General features: G+C 63.1%; 27 protein-coding genes. 4 read left to right on the top strand and 23 right to left on the bottom strand.

The window, feature by feature from the left end:
• Positions 1-238 precede the first annotated feature (238 nt).
• Genes virB11 through AAAK34_RS19860 form a run of 12 tightly spaced genes read right to left on the bottom strand, consistent with a single transcriptional unit; the run spans position 239 to position 10,696 of the window.
• On the bottom strand, positions 239-1,453 hold the full coding sequence (gene virB11, locus AAAK34_RS19805; RefSeq protein WP_231698549.1) for a P-type DNA transfer ATPase VirB11: 1,215 nt from the start codon (positions 1,451-1,453) through the stop codon (positions 239-241).
• A gap of 2 nt (positions 1,454-1,455) precedes the next feature.
• Positions 1,456-2,679, bottom strand: a complete 1,224-nt coding sequence (virB10, locus tag AAAK34_RS19810) for a type IV secretion system protein VirB10 (protein ID WP_231698550.1) — start codon at positions 2,677-2,679, stop codon at positions 1,456-1,458.
• On the bottom strand, positions 2,676-3,509 hold the full coding sequence (locus AAAK34_RS19815) for a TrbG/VirB9 family P-type conjugative transfer protein (RefSeq protein WP_297683523.1): 834 nt from the start codon (positions 3,507-3,509) through the stop codon (positions 2,676-2,678). Before AAAK34_RS19815 ends, virB10 begins: the two co-directional genes overlap by 4 nt.
• A complete protein-coding gene (locus AAAK34_RS19820) occupies positions 3,506-4,522 on the bottom strand; it encodes a virB8 family protein (protein ID WP_231698552.1) in 1,017 nt (338 codons plus the stop codon). Before AAAK34_RS19820 ends, AAAK34_RS19815 begins: the two co-directional genes overlap by 4 nt.
• Positions 4,523-4,535: 13 nt before the next feature.
• Positions 4,536-4,670, bottom strand: a complete 135-nt coding sequence (locus AAAK34_RS19825; protein ID WP_431778062.1) for a hypothetical protein — start codon at positions 4,668-4,670, stop codon at positions 4,536-4,538.
• Positions 4,671-4,681: 11 nt separating this feature from the next.
• Entirely contained in the window at positions 4,682-5,674 is a 993-nt protein-coding gene (locus tag AAAK34_RS19830; protein ID WP_231698554.1) for a type IV secretion system protein, read from the bottom strand.
• A 12-nt stretch (positions 5,675-5,686) separates the two neighbouring features.
• Positions 5,687-6,007, bottom strand: a complete 321-nt coding sequence (locus AAAK34_RS19835; RefSeq protein WP_431778063.1) for a hypothetical protein — start codon at positions 6,005-6,007, stop codon at positions 5,687-5,689.
• 9 nt (positions 6,008-6,016) lie between these two features.
• On the bottom strand, positions 6,017-6,739 hold the full coding sequence (virB5, locus tag AAAK34_RS19840) for a P-type DNA transfer protein VirB5 (protein WP_231698555.1): 723 nt from the start codon (positions 6,737-6,739) through the stop codon (positions 6,017-6,019).
• Between the two features lie 21 nt (positions 6,740-6,760).
• Entirely contained in the window at positions 6,761-9,253 is a 2,493-nt protein-coding gene (locus tag AAAK34_RS19845) for a VirB4 family type IV secretion system protein (protein ID WP_263462731.1), read from the bottom strand.
• Positions 9,243-9,629, bottom strand: a complete 387-nt coding sequence (locus AAAK34_RS19850; RefSeq protein WP_231698557.1) for a VirB3 family type IV secretion system protein — start codon at positions 9,627-9,629, stop codon at positions 9,243-9,245. The genes AAAK34_RS19845 and AAAK34_RS19850 overlap by 11 nt, the downstream gene beginning before the upstream one ends.
• A gap of 3 nt (positions 9,630-9,632) precedes the next feature.
• Complete coding sequence (locus tag AAAK34_RS19855) at positions 9,633-9,992, bottom strand: TrbC/VirB2 family protein (RefSeq protein ID WP_231698558.1); 360 nt, start codon at positions 9,990-9,992, stop codon at positions 9,633-9,635.
• A 35-nt stretch (positions 9,993-10,027) separates the two neighbouring features.
• Positions 10,028-10,696 (bottom strand): lytic transglycosylase domain-containing protein, encoded by a 669-nt coding sequence (locus tag AAAK34_RS19860; protein WP_231698559.1) that lies wholly within the window; start codon positions 10,694-10,696, stop codon positions 10,028-10,030.
• A gap of 119 nt (positions 10,697-10,815) precedes the next feature.
• Between AAAK34_RS19860 and AAAK34_RS19865 the strand changes: the two genes are divergently transcribed.
• A complete protein-coding gene (locus tag AAAK34_RS19865) occupies positions 10,816-11,679 on the top strand; it encodes a helix-turn-helix domain-containing protein (protein ID WP_431778064.1) in 864 nt (287 codons plus the stop codon).
• Here AAAK34_RS19865 and AAAK34_RS19870 read toward each other — a convergent pair.
• From AAAK34_RS19870 to AAAK34_RS19890, 5 genes are read right to left on the bottom strand one after another with little or no spacing between them, the layout of a single operon-like run.
• Complete coding sequence (locus AAAK34_RS19870; protein WP_431778065.1) at positions 11,636-13,366, bottom strand: hybrid sensor histidine kinase/response regulator; 1,731 nt, start codon at positions 13,364-13,366, stop codon at positions 11,636-11,638. The genes AAAK34_RS19865 and AAAK34_RS19870 overlap by 44 nt on opposite strands.
• A gap of 38 nt (positions 13,367-13,404) precedes the next feature.
• A complete protein-coding gene (locus AAAK34_RS19875; RefSeq protein ID WP_231698562.1) occupies positions 13,405-13,884 on the bottom strand; it encodes a hypothetical protein in 480 nt (159 codons plus the stop codon).
• A 43-nt stretch (positions 13,885-13,927) separates the two neighbouring features.
• Positions 13,928-16,903: a MobF family relaxase gene (gene mobF / locus AAAK34_RS19880; protein WP_231698563.1), complete on the bottom strand. Its 2,976-nt coding sequence runs from the start codon at positions 16,901-16,903 to the stop codon at positions 13,928-13,930.
• A 10-nt stretch (positions 16,904-16,913) separates the two neighbouring features.
• A complete protein-coding gene (locus AAAK34_RS19885) occupies positions 16,914-18,497 on the bottom strand; it encodes a type IV secretion system DNA-binding domain-containing protein (protein ID WP_231698564.1) in 1,584 nt (527 codons plus the stop codon).
• A gap of 1 nt (position 18,498) precedes the next feature.
• On the bottom strand, positions 18,499-18,861 hold the full coding sequence (locus AAAK34_RS19890; protein WP_231698565.1) for a hypothetical protein: 363 nt from the start codon (positions 18,859-18,861) through the stop codon (positions 18,499-18,501).
• 854 nt (positions 18,862-19,715) lie between these two features.
• Here AAAK34_RS19890 and AAAK34_RS19895 point away from each other — a divergent pair.
• From AAAK34_RS19895 to AAAK34_RS19905, 3 genes are read left to right on the top strand one after another with little or no spacing between them, the layout of a single operon-like run.
• Complete coding sequence (locus tag AAAK34_RS19895) at positions 19,716-20,180, top strand: hypothetical protein (RefSeq protein WP_431778066.1); 465 nt, start codon at positions 19,716-19,718, stop codon at positions 20,178-20,180.
• On the top strand, positions 20,177-20,917 hold the full coding sequence (gene stbB / locus AAAK34_RS19900) for a StbB family protein (protein WP_431778067.1): 741 nt from the start codon (positions 20,177-20,179) through the stop codon (positions 20,915-20,917). Before AAAK34_RS19895 ends, stbB begins: the two co-directional genes overlap by 4 nt.
• On the top strand, positions 20,914-21,426 hold the full coding sequence (locus AAAK34_RS19905; protein WP_231698568.1) for a hypothetical protein: 513 nt from the start codon (positions 20,914-20,916) through the stop codon (positions 21,424-21,426). The genes stbB and AAAK34_RS19905 overlap by 4 nt, the downstream gene beginning before the upstream one ends.
• Positions 21,427-21,551: 125 nt before the next feature.
• On the opposite strand, the gene AAAK34_RS19910 is transcribed toward AAAK34_RS19905, so the two are convergent.
• The 6 genes from AAAK34_RS19910 to AAAK34_RS19935 all read right to left on the bottom strand — a co-directional run bounded on the left by AAAK34_RS19910 (position 21,552) and on the right by AAAK34_RS19935 (position 25,164).
• A complete protein-coding gene (locus tag AAAK34_RS19910; RefSeq protein WP_231698569.1) occupies positions 21,552-21,926 on the bottom strand; it encodes a hypothetical protein in 375 nt (124 codons plus the stop codon).
• A gap of 24 nt (positions 21,927-21,950) precedes the next feature.
• Positions 21,951-22,784: a methyltransferase gene (locus AAAK34_RS19915; RefSeq protein ID WP_231698570.1), complete on the bottom strand. Its 834-nt coding sequence runs from the start codon at positions 22,782-22,784 to the stop codon at positions 21,951-21,953.
• A 69-nt stretch (positions 22,785-22,853) separates the two neighbouring features.
• Positions 22,854-23,129: a hypothetical protein gene (locus tag AAAK34_RS19920; RefSeq protein ID WP_231698571.1), complete on the bottom strand. Its 276-nt coding sequence runs from the start codon at positions 23,127-23,129 to the stop codon at positions 22,854-22,856.
• 144 nt (positions 23,130-23,273) lie between these two features.
• Complete coding sequence (locus tag AAAK34_RS19925; RefSeq protein ID WP_231698572.1) at positions 23,274-23,477, bottom strand: hypothetical protein; 204 nt, start codon at positions 23,475-23,477, stop codon at positions 23,274-23,276.
• The gene (locus tag AAAK34_RS19930) at positions 23,474-23,764 is read right to left on the bottom strand and encodes a hypothetical protein (RefSeq protein WP_231698573.1); all 291 of its coding nucleotides are present in this window, start codon (positions 23,762-23,764) and stop codon (positions 23,474-23,476) included. Before AAAK34_RS19930 ends, AAAK34_RS19925 begins: the two co-directional genes overlap by 4 nt.
• Positions 23,761-25,164 (bottom strand): DUF3560 domain-containing protein, encoded by a 1,404-nt coding sequence (locus tag AAAK34_RS19935; protein WP_231698574.1) that lies wholly within the window; start codon positions 25,162-25,164, stop codon positions 23,761-23,763. The genes AAAK34_RS19930 and AAAK34_RS19935 overlap by 4 nt, the downstream gene beginning before the upstream one ends.
• Positions 25,165-25,272: the final 108 nt, after the last annotated feature.

The raw sequence follows: 25,272 nt of genomic DNA on the forward strand, positions 1-25,272 counted from the left end.
CATGCTCCTTGGGGTGTTGGGTATGGGCGAAGCCCATGGCGGCGTCCGGCCGCGTGAGTGCCCGGCGCACGGGGCGCGGCGCCCATCCGCGCCGGCGTCCCACCCTGGGCGCTGCGGTAGCCGCCCGGCAGCGGGTTCGCGGCGTTCGCACGGCGCGGCCGCCCGAGCGCGTGGCGCGGCCCGGGCCTGCGCGCGCCGGGCCCTCGCGCCCTGCCGACTGTCTGAAGCAGCGCCTTCGTCATGCCAGCAGCGTCGATGCGTACATCGGGTCGTAGTAGATGGCCGAGCAGTAGCGGTCGGCGCCGGGCTTGAAAACGATCTGCACCACCACGTTCACCAGGCTGTGCAGCAGCGTCAGCGTCTCGTCCATCGCCAGCCCCCGGCCTTCCGGCGAAGCCTTGATGAGCAGGGCTAGACGCACGAACGCCTCGCGCGGGCTGTTCGCGTGGGTGGTCGTCATGCCGCCCGGGTGCCCCGAGTTCAGGACGCTCTGGATGTAGTAGTAGGTCTCGTCGCCGCGCAATTCGGCCAGCAGCACGCGCTTGGGCGTCTTGCGCATGGCCGCCTGCAGCATGTCCTTGGCCGAGCCGCCCGCCGTGGTGCTGGTGCCCTCCCGACGGTAGAACAGTGCCTGGCAGTGCGGGTGGTTTGGCAGGGGCATCTCTGGCGTGTCTTCCACGGTCAGGATGCGTTCCTCGGCGGGGATGAGTTCGACCAGCCCGCGAATGAACGAGGTCTTGCCGCTGCCTGTCGCGCCCGACACGAGGATGTTCTGGTACTCCAGCACGGCCGTCTTGAGGAATTCGGGCCAGCGCCCGGCCTGGGCCAGTTCCCACAGCCGCAGTTGCTCGGGCAGCAGCTGCCGCCCCGCCCTGGCGCGCTGCTCGTCGGTCATGTTCATGTTGAACATATGGACCGTGTTGGCGAAATACCCCTGCTCGATGAATTGCTCCAGCGTGAAGGCGGCCACGCTGTGCTTGCGCAGGTTGACGTAGATGTGGTTGTTGAGCGTGGCCGGTGGCCCGGTCATCTCCAGGCGCGTGCCGTCAGGCAGCGCCGTGGACAAGGTGACGTTGGACGCATTGAAGGGCTTGCGCGAACGGTTGGCCACCAGCTGGCCCAGCTGCTCGATCACGTCGCGCGTGAGCGCGGGATCGAGGTGTGCGTGCCAGTAGCCGCCCTCCCACAGCGCCACCTCGCCCGGGCGGTTGATCGCCACCTCCTGCACGCCCGGACGCTCCAGCCAGCGGCTGAAATATCGCTCGATGTGGATCTCCAGAGGCGAGCGGCCGGTGCGCCCGCCCCAGCCGCCGTCGAGGTCGGCAAGGGACTCGCGCTGCGCGCCGGCGCCCGCTGCGGGCGGTGCCGCCGTGGCGGCGGCCGAAGGCCGGGGATCGGCCGGCACCGAGGGCGTGCGTGGCTCCGCCAGGTCGTGAACTGGATCGCGGAACATCGTCAACTCCTTGGGTTGCGCGTAAGTTCGTAGACTTGGGAAAAGTCCACGTCGCGGGCGATGTAGATCTTGATGATTTCGCCCTGGTTCTTGTAGAGCGTGGGCTGGATGTCCTCGCCTTGCGACAGCATGGATTCCACGACACGATCGGCGGTCGAGCGCGTGCGGTCCAAGTTCCGCAGCGCCCCGCCCTGGTTGTTGTAGTAGACCGTGTTGTTGTCGCCGTTGGCAGCGGCATTGCGCGCGTCACGCTCCTGGCTGCGCAACTCCTCGCGCCGCATGACGTAGTCCATGCCGTCCGAGAACAGCGAGTACAGCATCGCGCCGCCGAAGCGCTCGAAAAAATGCTGATCGACCTGCCCACTCATGCCACTGCGGCCGAGCGCGTCGGTGCTGGGCGAGTTCAGGGTGACCTCCACGAAGTTGGGCGTGATGGCGCGGCTCCAGACCGCGAACATGCGCTTCTTGCCGCGCGCCATGCCCGCGCTGTACTCGCCTTCGAACGTCGTGCCGGCCTCCATCAACACCACCTTGCCGTCCATCGAGTAGACCGGCCGCGACAGGATGCACTTGAGAAAGCCCGGCTGGTCGGTGCTGATGGCCGTCAGCAGCGTGCAGTCCGGAAGTGTGCCCTTGGCCAGAGTGAACGAGGGGTTGCGGTTGACCGTGGCCAGTGTCCTGGCCGTGGCGGTGGACAGCAGCGCGCCGCCCAAGCCGGTGTCGCCCGAGAGATTGGGCGCGCGGGCGCGTGCGCTGGCCGCGCCGCCGGGTGGCGGCTTGCCGCCGCCCACGCCGATCTCCGACTCGAAGCGGCGCTTTTGCAGGATCTCCTCCTCGGTCGGCCCCTTGGGCGGCTCGGGCGCCGCCTGTGCCTGCGCTTCGGGCTTGGTCTCGGGACAGGCCATGCCCTCGGGCAGCTTGAGGCCCCCGGCGCATTCGATGAAGCGCAGTTCCGCCTTGGGCGGCTCGGCCAGGGAGACGTTGAAGTCGGGCGTGGAATCGGGGCGCTTCTGCTCTTCGAGTTGGGCAACGGGCTTTTTCTCGCCCGAGAAAAAGCCCGCCAGCTTGAGCGCGCCGTAGGCGAGCACGCACACGGCCAGCAGCGCGATGCCGGCAATCACGATCTTCTGCCCCGGCGACTTCGGCGGCCGCCGGTCCACGAATTCGCCGCGCTCCTGCTCTGGCTTCGGCGCTGCGGGATCGGTGTAGTCGGAGCGTGCGTTCATCGGGACTCCTCGCTGTTGACGGAGCGGTTGACCTTGTCGCTGGCCGTGCCGGTCGGGCTCTGCTGCACGGCGGCGGCGGGCGACTTGTTGGTGATGCCCGACACCAGATTGCCGCGCCGCAGCAGGATGCGCGAGGCGACTTGGTGGATCACCATCGTGTCGCCCTCCACATGGAAGTCGGCGATGGCCTCGGTGCCGTCCGACTCGATGACGAAGGCGGCAGGCATGGCGTTGGCCGCGCTGAAGGTCATGTAGGTCTGGCGGCCGTTGTCGAACATGGACGCGGGCTGCAACTCCTGCGCCCCTGCGATCCAGTAGTCCGAATTCAGGCGGCCCTCGTAGCGGCTGTTGCGCAGGTCGTCGGCGATGCGCTTCTGCTCCGCGCGCGCCTGGGCAGCACGACGCCCCTCCGGCGTGCTGTCGTCGTCCTCGGAGTCACGCACCCGCATCCAGTAGGCCACCGTGCGGCTCTTGCGGCCGGTGCTCTGCAACGTGAACAGGTAGTTGCGCCGCGCCGTGAACACCGTGAGGTTCGTGTCCGGCTTGATGCCGGCCGGCTTCATCGAGATGAGGTTGTTCTTGAACTTGACGTGCCAGGCCTGCCGGTCGCCCATGCCGAAGTCATCGATGGTGTCCTGCGCCGGCAGTTCGATAGTGGTCAGGACCCCCTCGGCGATGTTCACGCGGATCACTTCGTCGGGGTGGTAGTCCACGATCTGCACGCGGCCATCCAGCTTCGAGGAACGGGCGCCCATTTCGGCGTGCGCCACCGTGCCGATCCATGCCGACAGGACGGCGGCCACAAGGAAGGTTGTCGGTTTCATGGTCATGGTCGGCGCGGGTTGGCGGTGGCAGGCGGGGCGGTGGAAGCCGCCGGCGGCGGCGCCTGGCCGGCCCCGTTCGTGCCGATGCTGGACAAGGCGGAAGGCGCACCAGCGGCGGCGCCCGCAGGCGCAGGCGCGGGCTGCGCGCCCGCACCCGCGACAGAGGCCGCAGCCGCAGCTGCGGCCGCCTGCGAGGCCTGCAGCTGCTGCTGGGCGCGCACGGCGGCCAGCGCCGCATCGGTTTCGCGGCGGAAGTCCTCCATCACCTGGTTCAATTCCTGATTCGGCGTCCCCGGCGCATTGACCACCACCGGGTTGCCCACTTGGTCGCGCCGGTAGGTCTCGGTGCAGAAGCCGAAGGGGTTGAGATAGAAGTTCAGCTGGTTGCTGGGGATGTTGGTGGGGTCGTAGCGCACCCCCAGCGTGGCGACGTAGCGGTACTTGAGCGGCGGAGTCGTGCCGCGCGAGACGGTTTTCTCAAACTGCACCTGGGCGGTCTTAGTGTCCTCGTCCAGCGACTGCAAGAAGGTAACCGACTGCACGGTGATGCGGTCCGAGTCCTGATTGGTCAGCATCAGCACCGGGCTCTTCTTGTTGAGTTGGGGGTTGATGTAGTTGTCCCACTCGGCCCGCTGCGTGCCGCAACTCATGAGGTAGACCATCTTGTAGTTTTCCTCGGCCTCGCCGCGCGTAAAGCCCTCGCGCGCCTTGATGTAGCGGGCCACGTCGGAAATCACGATCTTCTCGTTGCGGGACTCCCCCACGTCCAGCTTCTCGCCGGCGGGCTTGACGTCATAGGCGCCCGTGGCGTTCTCCACACGGATGATGATGGGCACGAACTCCTTGAGCGGCAGCAGCGTGGTGACGGCCACGCCCATGATGGCCGCGAAGACCACGGCGCCGATGCCCAGCGCCTTGTACCGCTTGAGGGACAGGCGCTCGGCGTTCCTGCTGTCGGCATCCCAGCTGGCCGCCGCCTGGAAATACCGCTCCTGCGCTTGTTCATTCGAGTCGTTCATACCCGTTCCTCATTCAATCGACCGCGGGCTTTTGAATCGGCTGCGCGTTGATGGGCCGCTCCGGTCCATCGGGCCAGCCAGGCGGCGGCTTGTAGGTGCTGCAGGCCGAAAGCGCGGCCAGCAGTGTCAGAACCAAACATCTACGCATCAGATCCACCTTCATGGTTTGGCCGGCGCGCTCTTGGCCCCGCCCCTGGAGCGCAATGCACCGCGCATGTAATAGATCAGGCTGGATGCGCCCTGCCCGACCGCACCGCCGGCGCCGGAAGTCATGGACGAGGCGATCGTGCTGAGCTGCAGGAACATGAAGGCCATGATCAGCGTGAGCAAAACGACGGGCATGAAAAGAACGATCACATTGCCGGCCTTGGCCATGTCGCCGCCCATGAACTGATTGCGGATGGCGTCCGCGATGGTTCCGGCGACGCCCGCTCCGCTGTTGGCCGCCACGCCGGCCAGCGCATTGATGTAGGCGTCCAGAAAATTGAAGAAGAGATTCATGAACAGGAAGCACAGCACGTAATAGAAAACGAAGAAGAGCGCCGTGTTCAGCCACGAGAAAAACTTGTCGCGGGTGTGCTGGAGAACGAGCAGGAAGACGAAGAACGGCCCGACCGCCAGAACCAGGGTCAGGCCCAGCTTGGCGTAGACCAGGCCGCAGAAAATGACCACCATCATGATGACGGCGGCGATGATCATGATCAGCAGCACGATGGCCAGCAGGATGGCCGCGCCCCAGGCCAGGGACTTGACGTAATCGACCAGCAGGTTGAAGCCGCCGGTGGCCAGGCCGATGAACTTCTCCTCGAACAGCGCCAGCGCCTGAATCGGCGTGGTCGCGCTGCCCCGGCCCACGGCGGAAACCAGTTCCTCGGGCAGCTTGTAGAGAGGATCGGCGATCCACGCCGTGTAGCCGCTGCCCATCGCGTACAGCACCAGCATGAAGGCGATGAACGGGACAAAGAGGTCCAGCACCGGCATGGACGTTTTGCCCGTCATGGTGAGATAGCACCACACCAGCAGCAGAACGGCCAGCACGATCCAGGCAATCGGAATCACATAGCTCGAAATACCCGACGAAGCGCTGGCATACAGCCCGGTGATGGCGCCATCGAACTTCAGGTAGACGTTGTCAAGAACTCCAGTTGCCATGGTCCAGGCCCCTTAGAATTTTGGCGCCTGTGGCATGCTGCGAAGCGATTCGGATTGAAGCTGGTTGTACAGCTTCTCGATCTTCGAATATTTCTCGCACCATTTGCCCTTCGTCTTCATTTCCTCCTTGGCGCACTCGCGTTTGATTTCCAGATATTCCTTGGCATAGGCCGCGCCGGCGAAATCGGCCTTCTTGTAGGCCTGGGCCACCTTGAGGTCGTCCAGGGCGTAGAGGTTTTCAAGCCGAAGTCTTTCGGCCTTCTCGTCTGCGGACTCGCAGCCGCACAGCGCGAGCACTAGCAGCATCCAGGCGATTCGAGGGAAGCGACGCATCACATTCCCTCAGAAATTGGGCCGGCTGAAGTTCGCCATGCCCGCGGAGAAACCGTTGTAGACGCGCTCGGTTTTCAGCTGCCGCTCGGACTCCTCCATCTTGGCGATGGTTGAGAGCTTGATCTGCTCGTTCTGCAGCCGCGCGTTCTCCACGTTGATGCGTGCCTGGATCTCGGCGATGACCTTCTGATCCGACGAGCTGTTGATGGTGCGGACGAACTCCTGCAGATTGGTGATGTTCTCCGCCGCCTTTTTGTAGGCCAGGTCGCCGAAGTCCTTGTTCATGGCGGCATTGCGCCACTGCCGCTCGCATTCCTGGCGCAACACTGGGTCCTTGTTGAGTTCGGCGCAGGATTTGTACTGGTAGGCCTTCACGATGTCGGCCACCCGGCCGCTGATGCCGTTCCAGTTGCCGTTTCCTCTGCGGATCGACTCGGCGACTGCCCAGTAGTCCTGGGGCAGGAACTGGCGGATGAGGTCATCGCGCAGGATGTTGCCCATGCCGCGCCCGTCCTTGAGGGAGTCCCAAATCCCCTTGGTCTGTTCGAGCTCGGTTTTCATCCGCTCCAGCTGAACCACCCACTTCGCAATCTGCTCCATGTTGTTCATCTTGGCGGTGGCGATATGCGCTCCGTCGATCACCGGAATACCGCCGGCATAAACGGAAGAGGACACAGCCAGCGCAGCGGCCATGCCGAACATCCTCAAATTGATTTTCTTGAGCCTGACCATGCTGTTTCTCCTTTGAAAAATCTAGATCCTTCTTTCATAGAAGCGCGGCAACCAATCGCGGGGATTGGGTCCGAATTCCCGGATGCATTCGCGGCAGATCATCACGTTGTCGGTGCTGGCCGAAAGCACCGACAGCATGTTGTCCATCCCGGTCAGGTTCATCTTTGCCATGATGGATTCGTTGCCTTTTTTCACCAGCACCGATCCGTCGCTTGCGCTGCTGGTGCGCACCAGTTCGAATTCGCGCGGCGTCAACCCGAGCTTGTCGATATAGACCTCCGCCCTGGCCTTGCTGTTGGGCAGAATGAACGAGGTCGGAAACTGATTCAGGAACTCCTGGCCCAAGTGGCTCTCGGCCACGTCCTCAGCGTTTTGCGCATCCAGCCCGAGAATCCCATCCTGCTTGCGGATGGTTCTGGATTTGTCATCGATGAACTGGCCCATCAGCGGATCGGCCAGCAGCGCCCAGGCCTCGGCCATGTCGATCACGTGCGGCGTGCCGGCCGCGCTGCGCAGAATCTTCTCGGTGATCAGGCGCATCAGCGGGGTCTTGGCGTACCCGAGCTTGAGCACCGCCGTCGTATCGAAGCCGTAGGCGCTGCTGTCGTTCAGGTTGAGGCGATCCACCGGGCTGTCGAGCACCCAGCCGTAGGGACTGGCACGCGGATCGTCCTCGTTGTGGCACCAGCGCGTGAGCAACTGGTGCAGGCTGTATTCCGTCTCGTGCGAGGGCAGGTAATGGATGATGCTGCCAAACCGGCGATCCGCCTTCGGCAGGTCGAAGACCGATGAAATGGCCTTCTTGAGGTCAATGGCCTCGCTGGGCTTCAGTTCATAGCGCGTGTCGTATTGCGCCGCCCACTTGGCAACGTCGTAGATCATTTCCCGGGTTTCCTCGGTGTCGTCCCACTGGAAAAAGTTGATGCCCGATGGAACGCCCGGCTCCAGAATGAAGTACTGCGCGCCCATGGCCCGCATCACGATTTCCTCCCCATAGTCCTTGTCCAGGGTGAAAATCTTGACCGGCCGGTTGTCCCGGCTCTCGCGCCGCTTCAAGGCCGCGCGCATTGCCACCTTCAGGGTTGTCTTGCCCGCGCCCGTGCCGCCGATGATGTAGTAGTTGCCCACCTCTTTTCTCTGCCGCTTCTGCGCGGGCACGGCAGGATCGTCCTCGTCGTCCATGTTGAGTTGGATGCCCTGCTCGGCCATCCGGTCGCGGCTGACGTGCAGGTTGAGGAAATAGGGGTTGCGCGATTCGGTCGAGAGAACGAGTATGGGCTTGCCCCACTGGCTTCCTTTTCTGTTTCCGGTGGGATAGTTGTGCAGCGGGAAGAACTTCGCCATGTTCAGCGAACTGATCGGCATGGCGCGCACCCGGCCGTGCTTGAATGCACCCGGGAAAATCGACCAGAAGGTGGCAATCAGCGCCCCGCCGTTCTGGCGTGAGATCTGAATGCTTTTCTCGTTCATCAACGTGATGGCGTCGTTGACGTGGTGGTTCAACTCCTTCAGGCTGGAGCCGTAGATCACCAGAATCCATTCGTGCTCCATCATCTTGAACTTGTTGGCCTGCAGATTCGTCAGCGCCGCTTTGATGTCGGCGATCTGGATCTCGTTGCTGGCCGTGCTCTCGATCCGGTTCTGCTGCGCCTTGAGCATCCGTTCCGCGGCGTCTCGCGGAATGGCGGTGAAGGACTGGCTCAGCACGAACTCGAAATCGGCCGTCAGCAGCTTCTCGTGGACCTTTGCGTCGATGGACTCGCAGGTGTACGGCGCAGTCATGGCCATCACGGCCGCATAGGTGGTCGAGGCGCCGTTGACGATCCTGACCGTCTCCTCTCCGAAGTCCAGCGTGGCGAGCGGCAGGCTGCGCGATAGATTGGCGGGCCGCAGCTGCACCTGGCTGTGCCGGTGGTTCAGCAGCCAGGCATAGAACTCGCCAATCTCGGTATGCAGGCCGCCGTCCCTGGAGTAGGACTGCAGCTGCCGCGTGTGGTAGCGCTTGAGCGCGGCCTGCAGCACGGCGACACTGCGCTGCGCCGCCTCCTTGGCCTGCTCGTGCAGTTCCCTGTAGTCCTCGCTTTTCTTGGACGCGAAGCGCAGGCCGAAACGGTCGGCCTGGGTGCCGGCCAGGCGGTACACCGGAGACAGGTAGAGGCGGTTGGTGAAGAAGTCCTTGCCTTCGAGGGACTGGTTGTACGCCTTGACGAAATCTGCGCTGAATTCGTTGTCGTACTCGTTGTGGGTGAGTACGTCCTTTTGCCGCGTGCGGACGATATGCGTCCACAGGGCATGGTTCGGGCTGGCCAGCGCGGTATGGATGGCGGAGAGCCAGGTGCGGTTCAGCCCGTCGATCTCCGCATTGGTCATGGTGTCGAACGAGATTCCATGCACCTGCAGCGTCGCCGTGTAATCGCCAGCTTCGGTCACGACAATGGTCTGGCTGATCTGCTGGCTGTAGGGCAGCTGGGAAGCGTCGCTGACTTCCTTGGCATCCACTCGGTCATTGAGCATGCTTGCGCCTCTTGGTTTTCAGCTGGGGGCCAAGCTCCGCCCTCAATTCCCGTCGCGTGGCATGCGGGGTGAATGTCACCACGTTCTTTCCCCGCAAGCCCTTGTTCCTGGCGAAATACCTGTACTTGATATTGCAGACAAGGTTCTCCACCCACCATTGATCGCTGGCCGTTTTCAGCATCAGCAGCAAGTGAATGGGGAGCACGAACAAGAGCGCCCAAAACTGAAAGAATCGGAAGAAGACCAGCAGGGCGACGCACTCCACGGCAAACACCGTCAAGGGCACATAGAACTGCATCGCCTTGGTTTGCGGCCCCTGGTACACGAGGACCCTTTCCAAGGGTTCATCGACGTGCTTGTTGCTTCCCCCGGCCATGGTTCACAGGTTCCCGATGCTGCCGTTGCCGCCCACGGCTTCCTTGATGAACTGCACGATGGCCACCGAGGCGAAGGCGATGGCCGTGCCCGCGAGCACTTGGAAGAAGAGCCGCTTGGGATCGTGGGCGCCGAGGAAGTTGCCCGCCGCCCAGTTGATGCCTGTGACCAGCACGCAGATGGCTCCGACTACGCCGATGACGGCGTACAGGGCATTGAAGATGGAAACGCCCGTCTGCTTGAGCGTTTGGGCCTCGGCCGGATGGAACAGCAAGGCAGCCAGGATTCCGATCAGAAGAATGCCCTTGAGCAGCATAATTTTCGTCAGCGTGTTTTCACTCGTTTGCAAGATATGGGAATTCATGTTGGTTCCTGTTGAGTCAATGAAAAGGCAAAGCATCAAAATCCCTGGGTAACCTCCTGCGCCTGGAAAATGTCAGGGGATTCACCATCGCGCAGCGAATTGGGATTGGACGCAATGGCGGCGGGCAGCGCCGGCGGCGCGTTTGCGCCAGAAATGTCGATCTGAACGGACCGGGCAAGTTGGTTAAATCGCGGATCGGTGCTTGCCGGCGTGCTTCTGGCGGCTTTGGAAGTCCGTACCCACGCCTGCTGGGCCTGCATATACGTGAATATCTTTTCAGCGTATTTATCGCTGACCTTTCTATGCACGCCGCCCGAGTTGTAGCCGCGAAGCGCGGCCCAAACCGCATCGACCCCGCTGTAACCCTCTTTAATTGCCTTGCCGTAATATTCAAAAAGGATGGTCTGTCCCATCCTTAAATTGCTGCAGGGGTCGAATGCCTGTTCCCAGGTCATTCCCCGGCCGGTGACATTGCTGATATGAATCTGCGCCAAACCCACGCTGAATTTGGCTCCCGCCGCCTGAAGTTGCTTTACAGTCTTGACCGCTTCATCCAGTGTTTGCGGCTGGGCAATTGCGCGCTGGCCGGCATCAGGCCCAATGGCATACGGGTTCCACGCCGATTCGGTGCGGACCAGGGCCTGCATCAACACCGGGGATACTTGGGGAGCGCACTGCGCGAGATCAGGCGGCAAGTCAATCACTTACATCTCCGGTCATGGAAGGAATGCACAATCCGACAGATTGGGCGCACCGTGTAACGAAATACAATACAAATCGCACTAATTGTATTGTTCAACGATACATAAGCTTATCATAAATTTTGTTTGACACAACACAGGGACAGCGCATGCCTGCTCAAGAGGACAGCCAGACACAAGGGACCGGATCGGCGCCATCGGCTGCCGAGATCGTTCGCGCGCTTCTGGCGCGCCACAAGGTGGACCGCCGCCACTACGTGACGGCGGTAATCGAGGTTCTGGGCTTATCGCGCGCAGCCGCCCACCACCGGGTCACCGGAACGTCAGCATGGACCTGGGATGACTTGGCTCGCATGGGCGAGCACTACGGCGAGTCCATGTTGAGCATGATCCGCGGCGTGATGGGCAAGACCTTCGCTGCGCAATTGGTAAACGACAAGCACAAGGCGCCTGTGATGGTTCGCCTGGGTGACGGCCCGCCCGATCGCGGCGATATGTGGGCGGCGTTCAACACCGATGGCGGCCTGCTCGTGATGACGGTCGATAAGGTGCCTTTCTCCTTCGAAGCGATCAAGGTCATCGAACTGGTTCACGGCCAGGACGGGCAGACACCGCTTCGCGTGGCCGTGTTGGACGACGTTGCCGACACGGCCGCTAGCCTTGCCGACATGCTGGCCGACCAGGGATGCACCAGCAAGGCCTATACGTCACCGCGCGCGCTGCTGGCCGACCTAGAGTCTGGCCACGAGTACGACGCCTTTGTTCTGGACTGGTGGCTTGGCAAGGACACGGCGGAAACCGTCCTTGCTGAACTGCGCCGCATCTCCAGGCAAGCGCGCATCGTGCTGCTGACTGGGGAAATGGGCGCCGGGGGAAAGGCCGACAGCAGCGCCGTCGAGCAGGCGCAGAAGCGCTACCACTTCTTCGTCTGCCAGAAACCGATCACAGCCGGCGTTCTGATGGCGAACCTGACGCTGGGCGTGTGAGGCCGGCAAGCAGCGACTTGATGCGGATGGGCTTGTCGAGCAGCTTGTCAAAGGGCGAGCGAATCGGCGAGGGTCCATGATGCAGGGCGCTCATGCCGTACAGCAGGCACCGGGGATTTGCCATGGAACTGCCGCGCCTGAAGTCACGCGCGAGTTCGTCGCCGCGCCGGCCCGGCATGTTCACATCGATAAGGGCCAGATCGTAGTAATTGACGGCCATCATGTTCGCGGCGATCGCCGGCGACGGTGCGATGTCGGCCTCGATGCCTAGCACTTGGCATTCACTGTGCAGCGAAGCCAGCAGTTCGAGGTTGTCATCCACCAAGAGCCAGCGCTGCTTCGATTCGGCTGGTGAAGGCCGCGGGTCGTCCGTCTGCAGCAGTGCCGGAATGGTCAGCCTGAAGCAAGTGCCCTCCTCACTACTGTCGTAGGTCAGCTGCCCGGACAGGTACTCAGCGAGCGAGTAGGCGATCTTGAGGCCGATGCCGGCGCCATCGCCGCCCTGCAAGACGCCATAGCGCTTGAACGGTTGGATCTCCAGTGGCGCGAACCCCGAAGGCATGCCGGGTCCGGTGTCCCGCACAGTGAACACCAGCTGATGTTCATTGACATCGGCCAGCGACAGTTCCACTGCCCCGTGCTCGGTGTACTTGATGGCGTTGCTGGTGAGATTGCCCAGGATCTGCGTCAGGCGGCCGCTGTCGGCTGTAGCGAAGATGGGTTCTATGGGCGCATGGATAGATAGCCGCAACCCCTTCTCGTAGGCGTTTTGTGATTCCAGATCCAGCACTTCCTCTAGCAGGTCCTGAACGCAAAACACGTCCGGGCGGAACTCCAGCGCGCCAGCCTCGGAGCGTGCCAGAGTCAGCAGGTCGTTGATCTGAAATTTCATGCTCAGAGTCGCCCGCTGGATGCGCGCCAGTAGACGGTTGCGCCTGTGCGGATCAAGCGGACTGAGCAGAGATTCGGCGGATGAGGAAATGGTCTGCAAGGGCGACTTCAGTTCATGCGACACCATCCCCATGAACTCATTCTTCTCGGCCACTGAGACTTCGAGCAGCTTCTTCTGGTGGGCCAGCTGAAGGTTGCGTTCGGCCAATTCGTCGCGGCTCCGGGCAAGTTCGCAGTTCTTGCGATACAAACCCAAATTGTAATAGGTATAAATTATTACTGCTAATCCGCCCATGATTGCCAAGCTTGCAATCAGCTGGTTTATTGTTTTGTTACGAGCTTCGGCAGCTTCGAAAGAAGCGTCGCTACTTGCTAGTTGCATCTGCCAGACGCTGGCTGATATATCGGAAACCATGTGACCAATACGATCCAAACGTTCCAGTAATTGGAGCGCTTCGCCCTTAGTCATTTCGCTACCATAGCTGTCATGGATAGCACGAACATCATGCTCCAAGGCACTCAACTCAGGAAAGTGCAAGGCAAAATCGTGATTTGTCATCAGCGTAGTACGCGATGGTGATTCACGAGTTAGCAAACGTATTTTGGAAAGAAAAACAGATAAGCTGTTTTCTGACTGCGCCTGAACAAAGACATCTCCGTCCTCCATCCTCGCAAGGTCAGCCTTTAAACGCCAAAAACTTGTCTCGAACTGACTCACCGACCAATATGGTTCTTCGATAATTTTTTCAGGCGGCTTACTAGTAATAAAGTAGTAGAAGAAGAGAAGGAATGCCACGAGTAAAGAGAAGCGCAACACCCAAAACCATATACGTCTCATAAAATATCTATCCGACACACCTGCCAAGCCATTTTGTTGAGACCTGCAGGCCTCCTCAACTCTTTATAATCATCATAGGGGTACATGACAAACATTGGCCCCCAATCATCCAGTTTCAGCCGTTTGTCATCAAGGCTTGTCGCCAAGATAACGCCATACTTTGCTAAATCAGAAAATGGAATATCGACTTTGAAATGATCCCAGGTGTATACAGTCAGTTTTTGCACGCTACCTCTGCCGGCCAAGCCAACGACATCGTTCAAATACGGCCCCTTGTAGGAGCCCTTTTTTGCCCAATTGGTGGACGTAACGATGACCCGCTGCGGCAGCGCTGATAGTTGCGCTTCTGTGACCGCTATAGTTTTACTGCCGACCTTCAAAGACAGAAATACAAGCGGATCGCAGTTGTGTGCGTGCGCTGAGAAACCTATTGCCAAAGCCGCTGCCAATGTCATTTCGCGCCACGAGCTTGTCATTGGAGACTCCCGATCGGGCAATCCGCGCTGGATCACCGCTACCTCATCTTAGTGTTCTTCCTAAAGCCACGCTGCGATTTGCTTGCGCCGGCTGTGGATTAGGGTTACGCCGTTGCAAATCATTCGACAAGTTTCTCAAGCGACTAATAGAGATCTGGCGATGTTTCTGCTCGGCGATATGCGCCTCGCTGTGCGCCGTTCTCAACTCCAGCGCCGCGAACTTCTTCGGCACCCGCGCCACGGCGCCGCGCAACTCGGCGGCCCGGTCCGTGTAGAGCTTCAGTTCGTAGCGTGGCCGCGAGATGGCCACGTAGAACGCGGCCCGGTTGGTGGTTAGCGAGCGTGTGTTGGCCTCGATCAGCACGCGGTTGGAAGTCAGGCCCTGAGAGGAATGGATCGTGGTGGCGTAGCCGTGCTGCAGGTTCATGGGACGCTGCGCCGGGATGGCCACGATGGTGCCGCGCTCCGTCTTGACGGTAACGGCCTCGGCGCTCACAGCCTGCACCCGCACCCGGTCGCCGTTGAGCAGGCCGAGCTGCTTGTCGCTCTTGGTGATCTTGAGCAGATCGCCGGGCGCGATCTCGATGTCGTACTTCTTGTGCAGCGTGGCCGAGAAGTGCTGGGCGGGCTTGACCGTGACGTTCTGGCCGTCGCTGCCGCGCAGCACCACTTGATCGCCTTCCACGCCCACCACTGCGTAGTCCACGCCGCGCTGGATGTTCTGCCCCTCGCGGTGATAGCTCACCACCAGATCCGGGGCGTAGGTGGCCGGCTGCTTGAGTTGGGCGCGCGTGGCGTCCACGTTCTCCAGCACGGTGTACTTGAGGCCTCCCTCCAGGCGCATGCGTTTGCGCACCATCTCGTTGATGCTGTGGCGCGCCTCGTTGGTGCCGGCCACGATCAGGGTCGCCTCGCGTTCCTGGGGGGACAGCGCGGTGAAGTCGGAGGCAATGGCCTGATAGCGATCCTGCTCTTCCGGCACCTCGCGGATGCTGCCCAGCAGCCGCGTGACGGCCTTGTTGGTCTGGTCGTTCGCGGCATTGAGCACGGCGGCCTTGATTTCCGGATTGCGCTGCCGCTGGATTTCTCGCAGCTGAGCCTGCAGCATGCCGGCGTCCTGCAGCTGCGCAAAGGGCTTGCCGGCCTCCACCGCGCCCGTCTGCTTGCGGTCGCCCAGCATGACCATGCGCGCGCCGGCCTTCTCCACGATCCGCATCGCCTGGGCCAGCTGATGAGCGGGCACGACGCCGGCCTCGTCCAAGAGCACGACCGATTTCTCGCTCAAGGCCGCCTGCGCCTTCCGGCTGGCCAGGAAGCTGGCCAGCGTGTTGGACTCCACGCCTAGTTCGCGCAGGGCCGCCACCTGGGTGCCGTAGGGCGCCAGGCCCACCACGTCGAATCCGGCGGCCAGGGATTGCTGGGTCGCGTCTTGGGTGATTTCGTTGATGGTGCGCTCCAGCATATGGCTTTTGCCGGTGCCGGCATAGCCCTGCACCGCCACGAAGCGGTTCGTGGTGCCGAGGATCATTTCCACCGCCTCGCGCTGGCCCTGGTTCAGGTCGCTCGCGGCCAGCCGCGCCGCCAGGCCCTCGTCGCTCAGGATCGGCTGCAGGGCGCCGCGCCCGTCGCGCTCGATGGCAAGGATGCTGCGCTCGATGGCCTGGGCCTGCGGCGTCGTATAACGCGCTTCGGCCAGCACCAGCGCCCCTTTCTGGATGGCACGGTCCACCTCGATGGTGGCCTGTTCCTCATTCAGCCCGCGCGCGTGCATCGTGGCCCCGATCCATGTCGTGCGCGTGAGCTTGGCGGTCTCGGGCACGTCCATGAAATGCGAGGCCTGCTTGTCGTCCTCGTTCTTCTTGGCCTGGTTGAGCGAGCGTGCCGTCTGGTACAGCGGCAACTCGCGCACCAGGCGGCCGTCGTTCTCGGCCGCTTCCACCTCGGCCATGACGGCGCTGATGGTGGATGTGGTCGCAGCCTTGGACATGGACAGTTCAACCAGTTCTTTGCGCGTGAATAGCCCTTGACGCTCGCTCAGGTGCTCGACTGCGAAGTTCAGGGCCGCGGCCGCCCCCTCCTTCATCGCCGGGTCGGCACGCAGGCGGGCCACGTCCGGCGCCGTGCTGTTTTCCTTGGCGGCCAGCAGCGCATCCATGCTGAGGCCTGCTGCTCGTGCGCTCTCGATCCACTCCTCGCGCAGCAAGGTGCGATCCACTTCCGACTTCTTGTCGCGCGTCATCAAGGTCACGGACTGTGCCAGTGCGGTGTTGGCCGTGTCGCGGTTCACGCCGCGAGCCTCGAAGGCCTCCTCGATCTGCCGGGCCCGGGTGCTGTAGTGCTGGATCAACTCGTCGGAAATGTGGGCCAGTTCCCAGTAGCCTTTCTGCGTCTCCCTCAGCCCATAGCCGCTCGCCCGCAGTTCCTCGGCCAGCGCCGTGCGGTAGTAGGCGCCCAGGGCCTTGATGCTGTGCTGGATGTCCTCGTTGCTCATCGCGCGCCATTGGCCGTCCGGGCGCTTGGTGAGGTTGGCGACGATCACGTGGGTGTGCAGCTGCGGGTCCTGGGCGCGCGACAACTCGTGCCGGAACGCAGCCGCGACGATCACGCCGGTGCGCACGCGGTAGCTCTGCCCCTGCTCCTTGATGCGCGCGTGGGCCAGCTTCTCCAGTTGCTGCACGGCGCGCTTGACGGCCCGATCGTGCGCAGCCGTGACGCCGGCATCGCCAGCGATCAGCGCCTGTAGGCTGACGCTCTTGGGCGCGGAAAACGTGTAGTCCATGCCCTTGCGGTCATCCGAGCGCAGGTCGGAGAAGCGCACGCGCACGCCGTTGGGCAGCTTGCCGTCCAGAATGTCCTTGAAGCTCTCTCGATCCACCTGCAGCTGCTGCGTGAGCCCAAGCTCCTCGGCTCCCTTGCCGAGCCATTCGCCACGGTGGCCCTCTTTTTCGTAGTAGTCGTCTGCCGACTCGAAATAGTGCGCAGCCTGCTTGCTGGAAGTGACGGCTTGGAAGCTCAGCATGGGACGCTCCTCATGCGCCGGCGAAGATGCCGGCGGAACCGCGGATGGGCTTGCTGTACTGCTCGGCCATCACCATGGGGTCGATCACGTCGGGCCGGGCCTTGTACTGCAGCTTGACGCGGGCGATGGGGTAGTTGCCGGCGAACTTGAGATAGCCGGTCAGGTTGGGCAGAAGGTGGATCTCTGCAGGCGACACGACACGCTCGGTGTCTTGCCTGGTGCCGGTGGTGCCGCGCGAGCCGCCTCGGCCGCCGACCGAAACGCTGTCGTTGCGCCGAATCACCGTCTGTTCGCCCAGGCCGCGGCTGAATTCCTCCGCCGTGTAGGTGTCCATCTCGGCGACACCGAACAGGGCAACCGACCGCAGCGAATTGCGCAGCGTGAGGGCGTCGTCGTCGCCATAGGTTCGCCGCAGCTGCGCCAGGCTCTGGATGCCGGCCAGGATGCGCAGCCCTTTCTTGCGCCCCTTCGTGGCCGCGTCCACAAGGTAGTTCAGCTTCTCCAGCGAGTCCAGTTCGTCCAGGATCAGGTGCAGGCCGCGGTCACGGTCGTCGCTCATGGACAGCACGGCCGCGCAGATCACGTCCGTCCAGCAGGAAATCAGCGGCTTGAGTGCCTGCAGCTGGTCCTGCCGCCAGGTCACCCAAACGTTGCCCTCGCTGTTCTCGATGAAGTCCCGGAAGGAGAAGCTGCCCGAGGCCAGGTATTTGTGGGGTGTCACGTACTGCGTCAGCACCACGCGGATGGACGCCAGGGTTTCCTCGGCGCCGTGGAAGCAGCCCTCCGCCGGCGTGCCGGCCAGCAGCGTCTGCAGGTCGCGGTTGCTCGCAGAAGTCAGCCAATGCACCAGCCTGTCGGTGGAAAGCTCGTTGTTCCGGATGAGCACATGCAGCGTTTCGGAAACGATGGTCCGGGCCATGGAGTTCCATGATTCCTGCTCCGTCGATGGGCTGCGCGGGATCATGCTGATGGCGTACTGCTCGCAATCGAAAGATGAGCGGATCTCGTTGAACACCGACCAGCCCTGCCCGCGCGCGTCGAAGGGGTTGAGGATCACGTCGCCGGGCCGGAAGAAGTGCCGCATGAAACCGCCGTCCGGGTCGATGCAAATGGTTCGTTCGCCGCGCTCCTGCTCGCTTTCGATGTACTCGGCAATGCACTGGCTTTTACCCGTTCCGGTGGAGCCGCCCGCCAGAAAATGCGTGCTCTCCACGTCCCGCGGCACCGGCGTGTCCATGAACCTCAATTGCCCGCTTCCGCTTTTGGTCCTTGAGCGCAGCGCGTACTGGTTTTCCATGCGCGGACCGCGCAAATGGCGCATATATTCTGCGCCGCCGAATTTCGTCGTCCATCGAATGGCCCCGTAGATGAACAAGGCCACCCCCAGCATTAGTCCTATGAACGGCCCGACCCATAAAACCGGATTGGAGGGCGTGGCCAGGATTCCAAACCAGACGCCCTTGATGATCATGGACTTGGGAACCCGGTAGTACAGCAGAAAACCGGCTATCCACCCTGCCAAAACCAGAAGCAAGGTGGTAACCACCAGCCATCCTCGCAGGGCGTCGTCTGGAGTTCTATTCGCCCGTGCCATATCAACCTTCCTGTTTCAGGTAGTTGATGACGGCATCGGAATTGAATATCTCATCCAGTTCGGCACGGGCATTCACATTGACCGATCGGTACATCAGAAGGAAGAGCGCGGCCACCATGCTGAGCTGCGTGTCGGGATCGGCTGCGCGCTGCATGTCGACGATTTCCTGCTGCTGCGCCCTGATCTCTTCGAGCTGCTGGGCGATGCCAGACAAGTGCCCGGCTTGGCCATCCTGATTGGCCAGGAACTGCAGGAAGACCTCCTTGGCCAGCATGTTGAGGTTCCGCGCCGGGGAACGCTCCAGGGCCTCGAACGCCCTCTCTGAATCCTGCGCCGAGAGCTTGAACTGAACGAGTCGGGACATGCACCTTCCTTTTTATCGGTATACCTGGAAAACCGCATGAAATATAGACTCATGCGCTGTTAGTACACCTAACCACGCCTCCAGTATACCCAACATATCCAATCACGACAACGCTTTACACCTGGCACCTGTGGTGCGTATGGTGTGTAGAACCCTGGCGCGCCAGGGTTGCGACCCGGCATCGCCGGGTCGCGGGCGTCTGAGGGCAGCGCGAAGCGCCGGGGAATGCAGCAAGGGCGCGAAAAGTGCGGGCCAGGTCGAGTGCCAGGCTCGTCTGGCGCGCTCGGTTTCCTCTGCGACGCTTAGATCAGGCACCGAGGCCAGTTCAGGGGCACCGGCTGTTCCAGCCCGCACCTTCATTGGTGCGGGCTGTGGCAAGCGAAGCGCGTCAGGCCGTAGGCGTCCCCCTGTGTGCAAGGCAGGTGCGCAGCGTGGGTATGTGCGCAAGCCGGGGCCCAGCGACGCCGTAGGGCGTCGCTGGGCAGGCTTGTGCATATATATCCATGCGGAGCCCTGGCTTGTGCACAGGCGGCTCAGGCGCGCCGGTCGATCTCGCTCATGTGGGCCAGGGGTCTGGGGCGTGGCCCTGGAACGCCCCAGCAGCGGCCTCCAGCACCTCACTGCCGGTCGTTTGGAGCACCCCCTTCGCCCTCCCCCGCGTGAGTTGCCTGGAAGGCCGCGCAGCGGTCGCCGAAGGCGATGAGCGATAGCGAAACCTGCAAGGGAACGACCCCCGAAGGGGGCACGCCCAGTCTTCCAGAGCATATTCCGAGCATTTCCAGAGCACTTTTCAGGACTGGACTCTAACTCATGGACTACAATCAGAGCGTTTTCTTAGCATTTCCAGAGCAAAAGTGATCGATACAGGCGAATCCACCTCGGCCCTCGGCCGTGTCCGCGCAGCTGTGGCCGGAGCCGTCGAACTGGGCCTGAAGAAGAAGGCCGCGATCCTGGCCAAGGCGCTGCACCAGATCAATGCGGCTAGACAGGATGGGTTCTCCCATGCCCAGATCCACGTGGCGATCACCTCCGGTGGTCTGGATCTGACGCCTGCCTACTACGAGAACCTGTACGCGCGCGAGATGCGCAAGCATCACGCGCGCCTGGCGGCCAGACCTCCAGTTTCGCAACCAGCGCCTGGGGGCCTGTCGCCACTGATTTTCGGAAAGCTGGAGAAAAGACCCGTCGAATTGAAAATGTCCGAATCGGATGCAACGGCAAAACCCGGTTTCACCTCGGCGTCTGATGAATTACGCCGCGCACGCGCTGTCAGCCGCCAGGATTTCAGCAAACTTATCAAACGCAAGAACAAACCATGAACATTGCACTCATCAATCTGTCCGGTAACGTCGGCAAGAGCACACTGGCCGTTCATCTTTTCGCAGCAATGCGGCCTGGCGCCAAAATCATTTCTGTCGAGTCGGTCAATTCCTCCGACGCCGATACGATTCAAGGCATCGAAGTCGAGGAAATCGAGGCCTCCAGCTTTCGAGAAATATTCCGTGAGCTGATGATGGCCGAAGGCGACGTGATTCTCGATGTGGGCGCGTCCAACGTCACCCGGTTCATGGCGGAAATGAAGAAATTCAAAAGCGCCGTTCACGAGATCGATTTGATCGTCGTGCCCGTGGTGCCCCAGGAAAAGCAGCAGCGCGACACGATCTCCACGCTGGAATGGCTCGCCGAGCGCGGGTTTGACCCCAAGCGCATTCGGGTCGTCTTCAACCAGTTCGCCAATGATGGCGTGTCCCTGGTCGACGCCTACAGCCAGATCTACGGCTACCTCGAATCCACCGGCAACCGGGCCGCCTACAAGCCCGAGGCCGTGGTCGTCAGCAACGAGCTGTACGACCGCGTGAAGGGTTCGGGCAAGACCATCCGCGAACTGGCCGAGGACAAGACCGATTGGCGCGCGAAGCGCACCGAGGCCCGCGCAGCGCGCGATCTTTCGGGCATGGAAGAGGCGGTGGACGGCCAGATGAACAAGGACCTGGCGCAAACCGCGCAGGAGAATCTGGCCGAAGTCTGGAAGATCATCGGCATCGGCAAGAAATGAACGCGCCGACCACCGCCCGCGACGCGGCCGTCAAGGTCTTGATGGCCGACTTCGCCGACCTGCTGGAGCGGCTGGAGCGGGCGCAGCGGGAACACGGCGAGTTGCAGGACACGCAGCGCCTGTGCCACACCGAGCTGGATGCGGATCTGGAGCAGCTGGGCGGCCTGGTGCAGGGCGTGCGCGCCGACCTGGCCAAGGCCGGCGAAGCCGGCCGCGGCATGGTGGCGGCCGCGCAGCGGCTGGAGAATGCCGCCGCCCGCATCGAGGCGGGTGCTGTCGGCGCCGCCCGGCGCCCGGGCGGCCCGCCGCCCAGGGCGGGCAGGCGTTTCGGCGGCCTGGCCGTGCTGCTCGTCGTGGTGTTGATCTGCGTCTCGGGATGGGCAGCCTACGCCACTACGCGCCTGGTGCAGCAGCGCACCGCCGTGCAGGTCGGCACTGCCACGCTGAAAGCGTGGCCCGCGCTCGATGCAGGCGCCAAGCGCGCGATCCAGGCGGCTGGCTCGCAGTAGCGGACTGGCGGGCCGCGCAAGCGCCCGTCAGTTCGTCGCCGCGGCCGCAGGACGCGGCGCGCGGTGACGGCCAGCGCAAGCGGCCGCCACCGCGCCGGCCGCCCGCCGGCCAGGGCGCGCCTGCCTTACTGCTCGTCCTGCAGCCGCCCGGTGCGCGCCATGTTCAGCAGCATCAGCAGATAGTGCGCGGTCAAAGGGCCGCGCCATTCCTGCTGCCAGTACTGCAGGAACCATGCGCGCTGCGCTTCGGGCAGTGCCCGAAGCTCGCGCCGCCCTCTCCGCCACTGCTCGGCCGCGCGATCCCTGTCGCGCCGGAACGCGCGCGTCCATTGCGTGCTGCGCTGGGCCATCACCTCTGCCGCGCTGGGCTGTTCGGCCGCGATCTGCTCGGCGAACAAGGGCAGCGCCTCGCGCTCGGCGCGCTGGCGGCGCGCCAGGGCCGACAGCTTGCGCGGCGTCACTTCATAGGGCCGGTAGGCCTCGAAACGGTGGAACCTCATGGCTTGCGGCTCGTTCCCTGGCGATCACGCAAAGAGCGCCGCCTGTCGCCCGTCATCGTGTGCCGCCGCGTGCTGGCTCCGCACGGCCCGCGCGGTCGTGGACTTCGGCGGATGCGCTTCGCGGTAGGCCTGGGCTTCTTCAAACTCGCACAGCACCACTTCACACAGTGGCGCCACGTCGTGCCAGTCGTTGCGGTAGAAACTGGTATCCACCCCGCAGCCGGCGGCCATTTCAATGCCGGTCTGCTCGTACAACTCGCTGATGGCATCGCTTCGCGTGACGGTGTAGTGCGGCGCGCCGCTGAGGCGAAAGGGTGCGCTGCTCTGGGGAACGATGAAAGCGCCCCGCCCGGCCATGTCGGCGGCCATGTCCATCACGTGATATTCAAAGCTCGCGCCGGTGTAGCGCGCGCCCTGCCGGGCCGAGCGCGCGGCACTGCGCCCGAATGGCGGGTTTGATATGGCGAGGTCGAACCATCCAAGATCAGGCAGCGCGAACACGTCGCCGCAGATCCATTGCGCCTGCGGCAGGATCTTGCGTCCGACTTCGACATAGGCCGGGTTCACCTCCACGCAAACCATCTCCCCCGCACGGCCATCGAGGTCCAGCCAGAAGCCCAGGCCGCCGATGCCCGCGCACAGATCGATCACGCGCCGCCCGCCGCCCGCATCGATGGCGAAGTCGCGGGCCAGTCCGCTCGGCGTGAAGTGCGCGCCGATCGCGCCGTTCATGTGCTCCGCGCCTTCGTGCCAGTTCTCCAGCACGAAGATTTTCTCGTCGATGGACAGCGCATCCTTCTGCAGAATCTTGCAGGCCTCGGCATGCGCCTTGCGCTGGGCTTTCGTCAGTTTGGCCATAATCTTGCCTCTGCATGCTGTCTTAACATGCCTGTATTTTAACCTGTTATACACCTGATAATGCACCTTTTAATGTGCCAGTGTGTAACGGTATTGGGTATGGGCGAAGCCCATGTCACCGGTCAATCGCGCACGTGCCCAGCGCCCAGGGCGCAGCGCCCATTCGCGCCCCAAGCTGGCCCAGGGCGCGGCCTCGTTGGTCGTCGCTGAGGGCTCCCGAAGCCGTCGCACGCCACCGCCGCCCGAGCGCGTGGCGCGGCCTTGGCTGGCACACAACCTGCCTCGCGCCCTGATGAACAAGATGCCCGCCGGATCACCTGCAGGCGCATGTCCTGGGCGCAGCATTCGCCCGCGTTTCTCATCGAGAAACGCGCTCGTCTTGTGGGTGTCCGGCGCCTGTGGCGCCGCTGGCCAGGTTCTCGGCGCGCAGCGCGGCACGCCAGCCGCATTCCCCAGGCCTGGGCGGCCTGGGTGTGGTGCCGGTAGCGGCTATTCCTTCGTCTCGATGAGCCACCACGTGGAACGCGGCAAGGCGCGGCCCGTGATGGGGTGGATGTCGGTGAGGTCGGCGCAGGCCGACCAGCCCGGGGGCGGACGGTAGCCGCGCACATCGCCCTCGCCGTGCCACCGGCGAGCGCGCACCGTGCCGGGTGCATAGGTCGCCGCCATGCGTGGGCGGTCCGTGCCGTTCATCGTCCACCCCCGCAACCCTGCACGCCATGCAGGGCGTCCAGAATGGAATGCAGCCGCTGTGCCAGTTCACCCCGGCTGCGCCGATCTGCTGCCGTCATCGTCCCGCCCTGGTGGGCAAGAACGTTGGTCAGGATCGCGTGCGCGTCCCCTGCCGCGTCGATCAGTTCGACCAGGGCGCCGGCACCGGTGGCGACCTGCGCGGCGGCATCCAGCATGGGCGCATCCACAAGGCTTTCGCCTTGCTGCTCGCCCGCGTGGATGCGCTTCAAGGCCTGAAGCGTGTTCATCCTGCCGCCTCCTGGGTCTCTGCGGCCTGGGGCGGCTGCACGATCTTGGCATCTGTGAGGAATACGGACACCAGGGAGCCGCCGCGCACCACCGTGCGCACGCGATGGCGTCCATGCTCCTTCGATTCGGTCCGGTCTTGCAGTTCGGGCCTGAAGAATCCGGCCTGCCGCGCGCCCTGGCCGGCCTCGCGCGTGCCCTTGTAGTCGGCATGGGTGCGCTTCCATTCGGCCTGGGTCATCTCCACGGCGCCGGGATGCGGGTAGTTGGCCAATGGCGGTTTCTTCGTGATGGCCCGCACGGCGGCGGCCCGCTCCGCGCTCGGCGCCTTGTAGTCGCGCACCTCCTCGATGCCCTTCACTCGGACAAAGCGGCAATCCGTCGTCACGCTGACGATGCGGCCCTCCTTGCGGTTGACGCGGACCACGTTCAGCCATTCGCCGCGCACCTGCACCTGTCCGCCCGGCTGAATGTCGAACTGATCGGCCGCGATGCCGCCATCCTCGGCGAGCATGGCGCGCTCGTAGGCGAGGCGGTTTTCGTAATGGGCGATCCAGCGCCGGGAATGCTCCAGGCCTCGGGCGTAGAGCCGGATCGCCGCGGCGGCCACGTCCTCCACGTTCCACGGGTTTTCGGAGCGCGTCAACAGGGTATAGGCTGAGGTGCCCCATTGCTCCCCGCGTTCCTTCACCGAGAAATAACCGCGGTCGGCCAGCGTCTTCGCTCTTTCAAGGTCGAGACCTTCGGCGGCCCACAGCTGGCCCAGTTCCTGCGCCTCGGCCTCGTTCTTCCTGGCCTTGCGCAGGTCGGCCTCGATGCCCTTGATGCGGCGATGCCGCACGTCCGGGCGCTCCTTGTACTGCGCGTGCTGCTTCGCCGCTGCGGCCCGGCGCTCCCAGTATTCGCTCGTGTCCCACAGCTTCACCGCCTTTCGGATGCCGTCACCGATGCGCTGCGCATCCTTGCGCGCCCTGCGCTCGCTGTGGTGCCCGACGAGGATCGGCTGGCCAAAGGGGATGCCATCCGAAATGCTCTTGACCTTGGCGCGCACCGCGTCGGCCTCCTGGCTGCGGCGCTCGCTGTAGCCGTCGAAGCGGTCGGCCCGGTCCTCGGCGCGCTCCATGAGCGTGCGGTCTTCGTCGTCCACCTCGCCGCACCATTTCAGCATCAGGTTTTCGCGGGCCGGCGTCCACATCGGGGCCACGAAAAGCTCCTGGCGGGGTGCCCACGAAAACCCCGCGTCCTTGGCGCGCTGATAATCCTCCTTGGACAGTCGCGCGAACGGGTAGAACCGAAGTTTGTTGTCTTCCGGGCTGTAGGTGGCCGTCCCGAGGTAATCCGGCGCCTGCGCCTGGGCGTCCGTCTCGGGTGCATCGATCGCGCATTGTTCAGGTGAAGCCATGATGATTTTCCTTATGACCGGCACCGCTTGATTGCTGCACCGTACCTGTATTTTAACCTGTTATACACCTGATAATGCACCTTTTAATGTGCCAGTGTGTAACGGTAT

This window comes from Ottowia caeni (genome assembly GCF_050821495.1).
GTDB lineage: Bacteria > Pseudomonadota > Gammaproteobacteria > Burkholderiales > Burkholderiaceae_C > Ottowia > Ottowia caeni.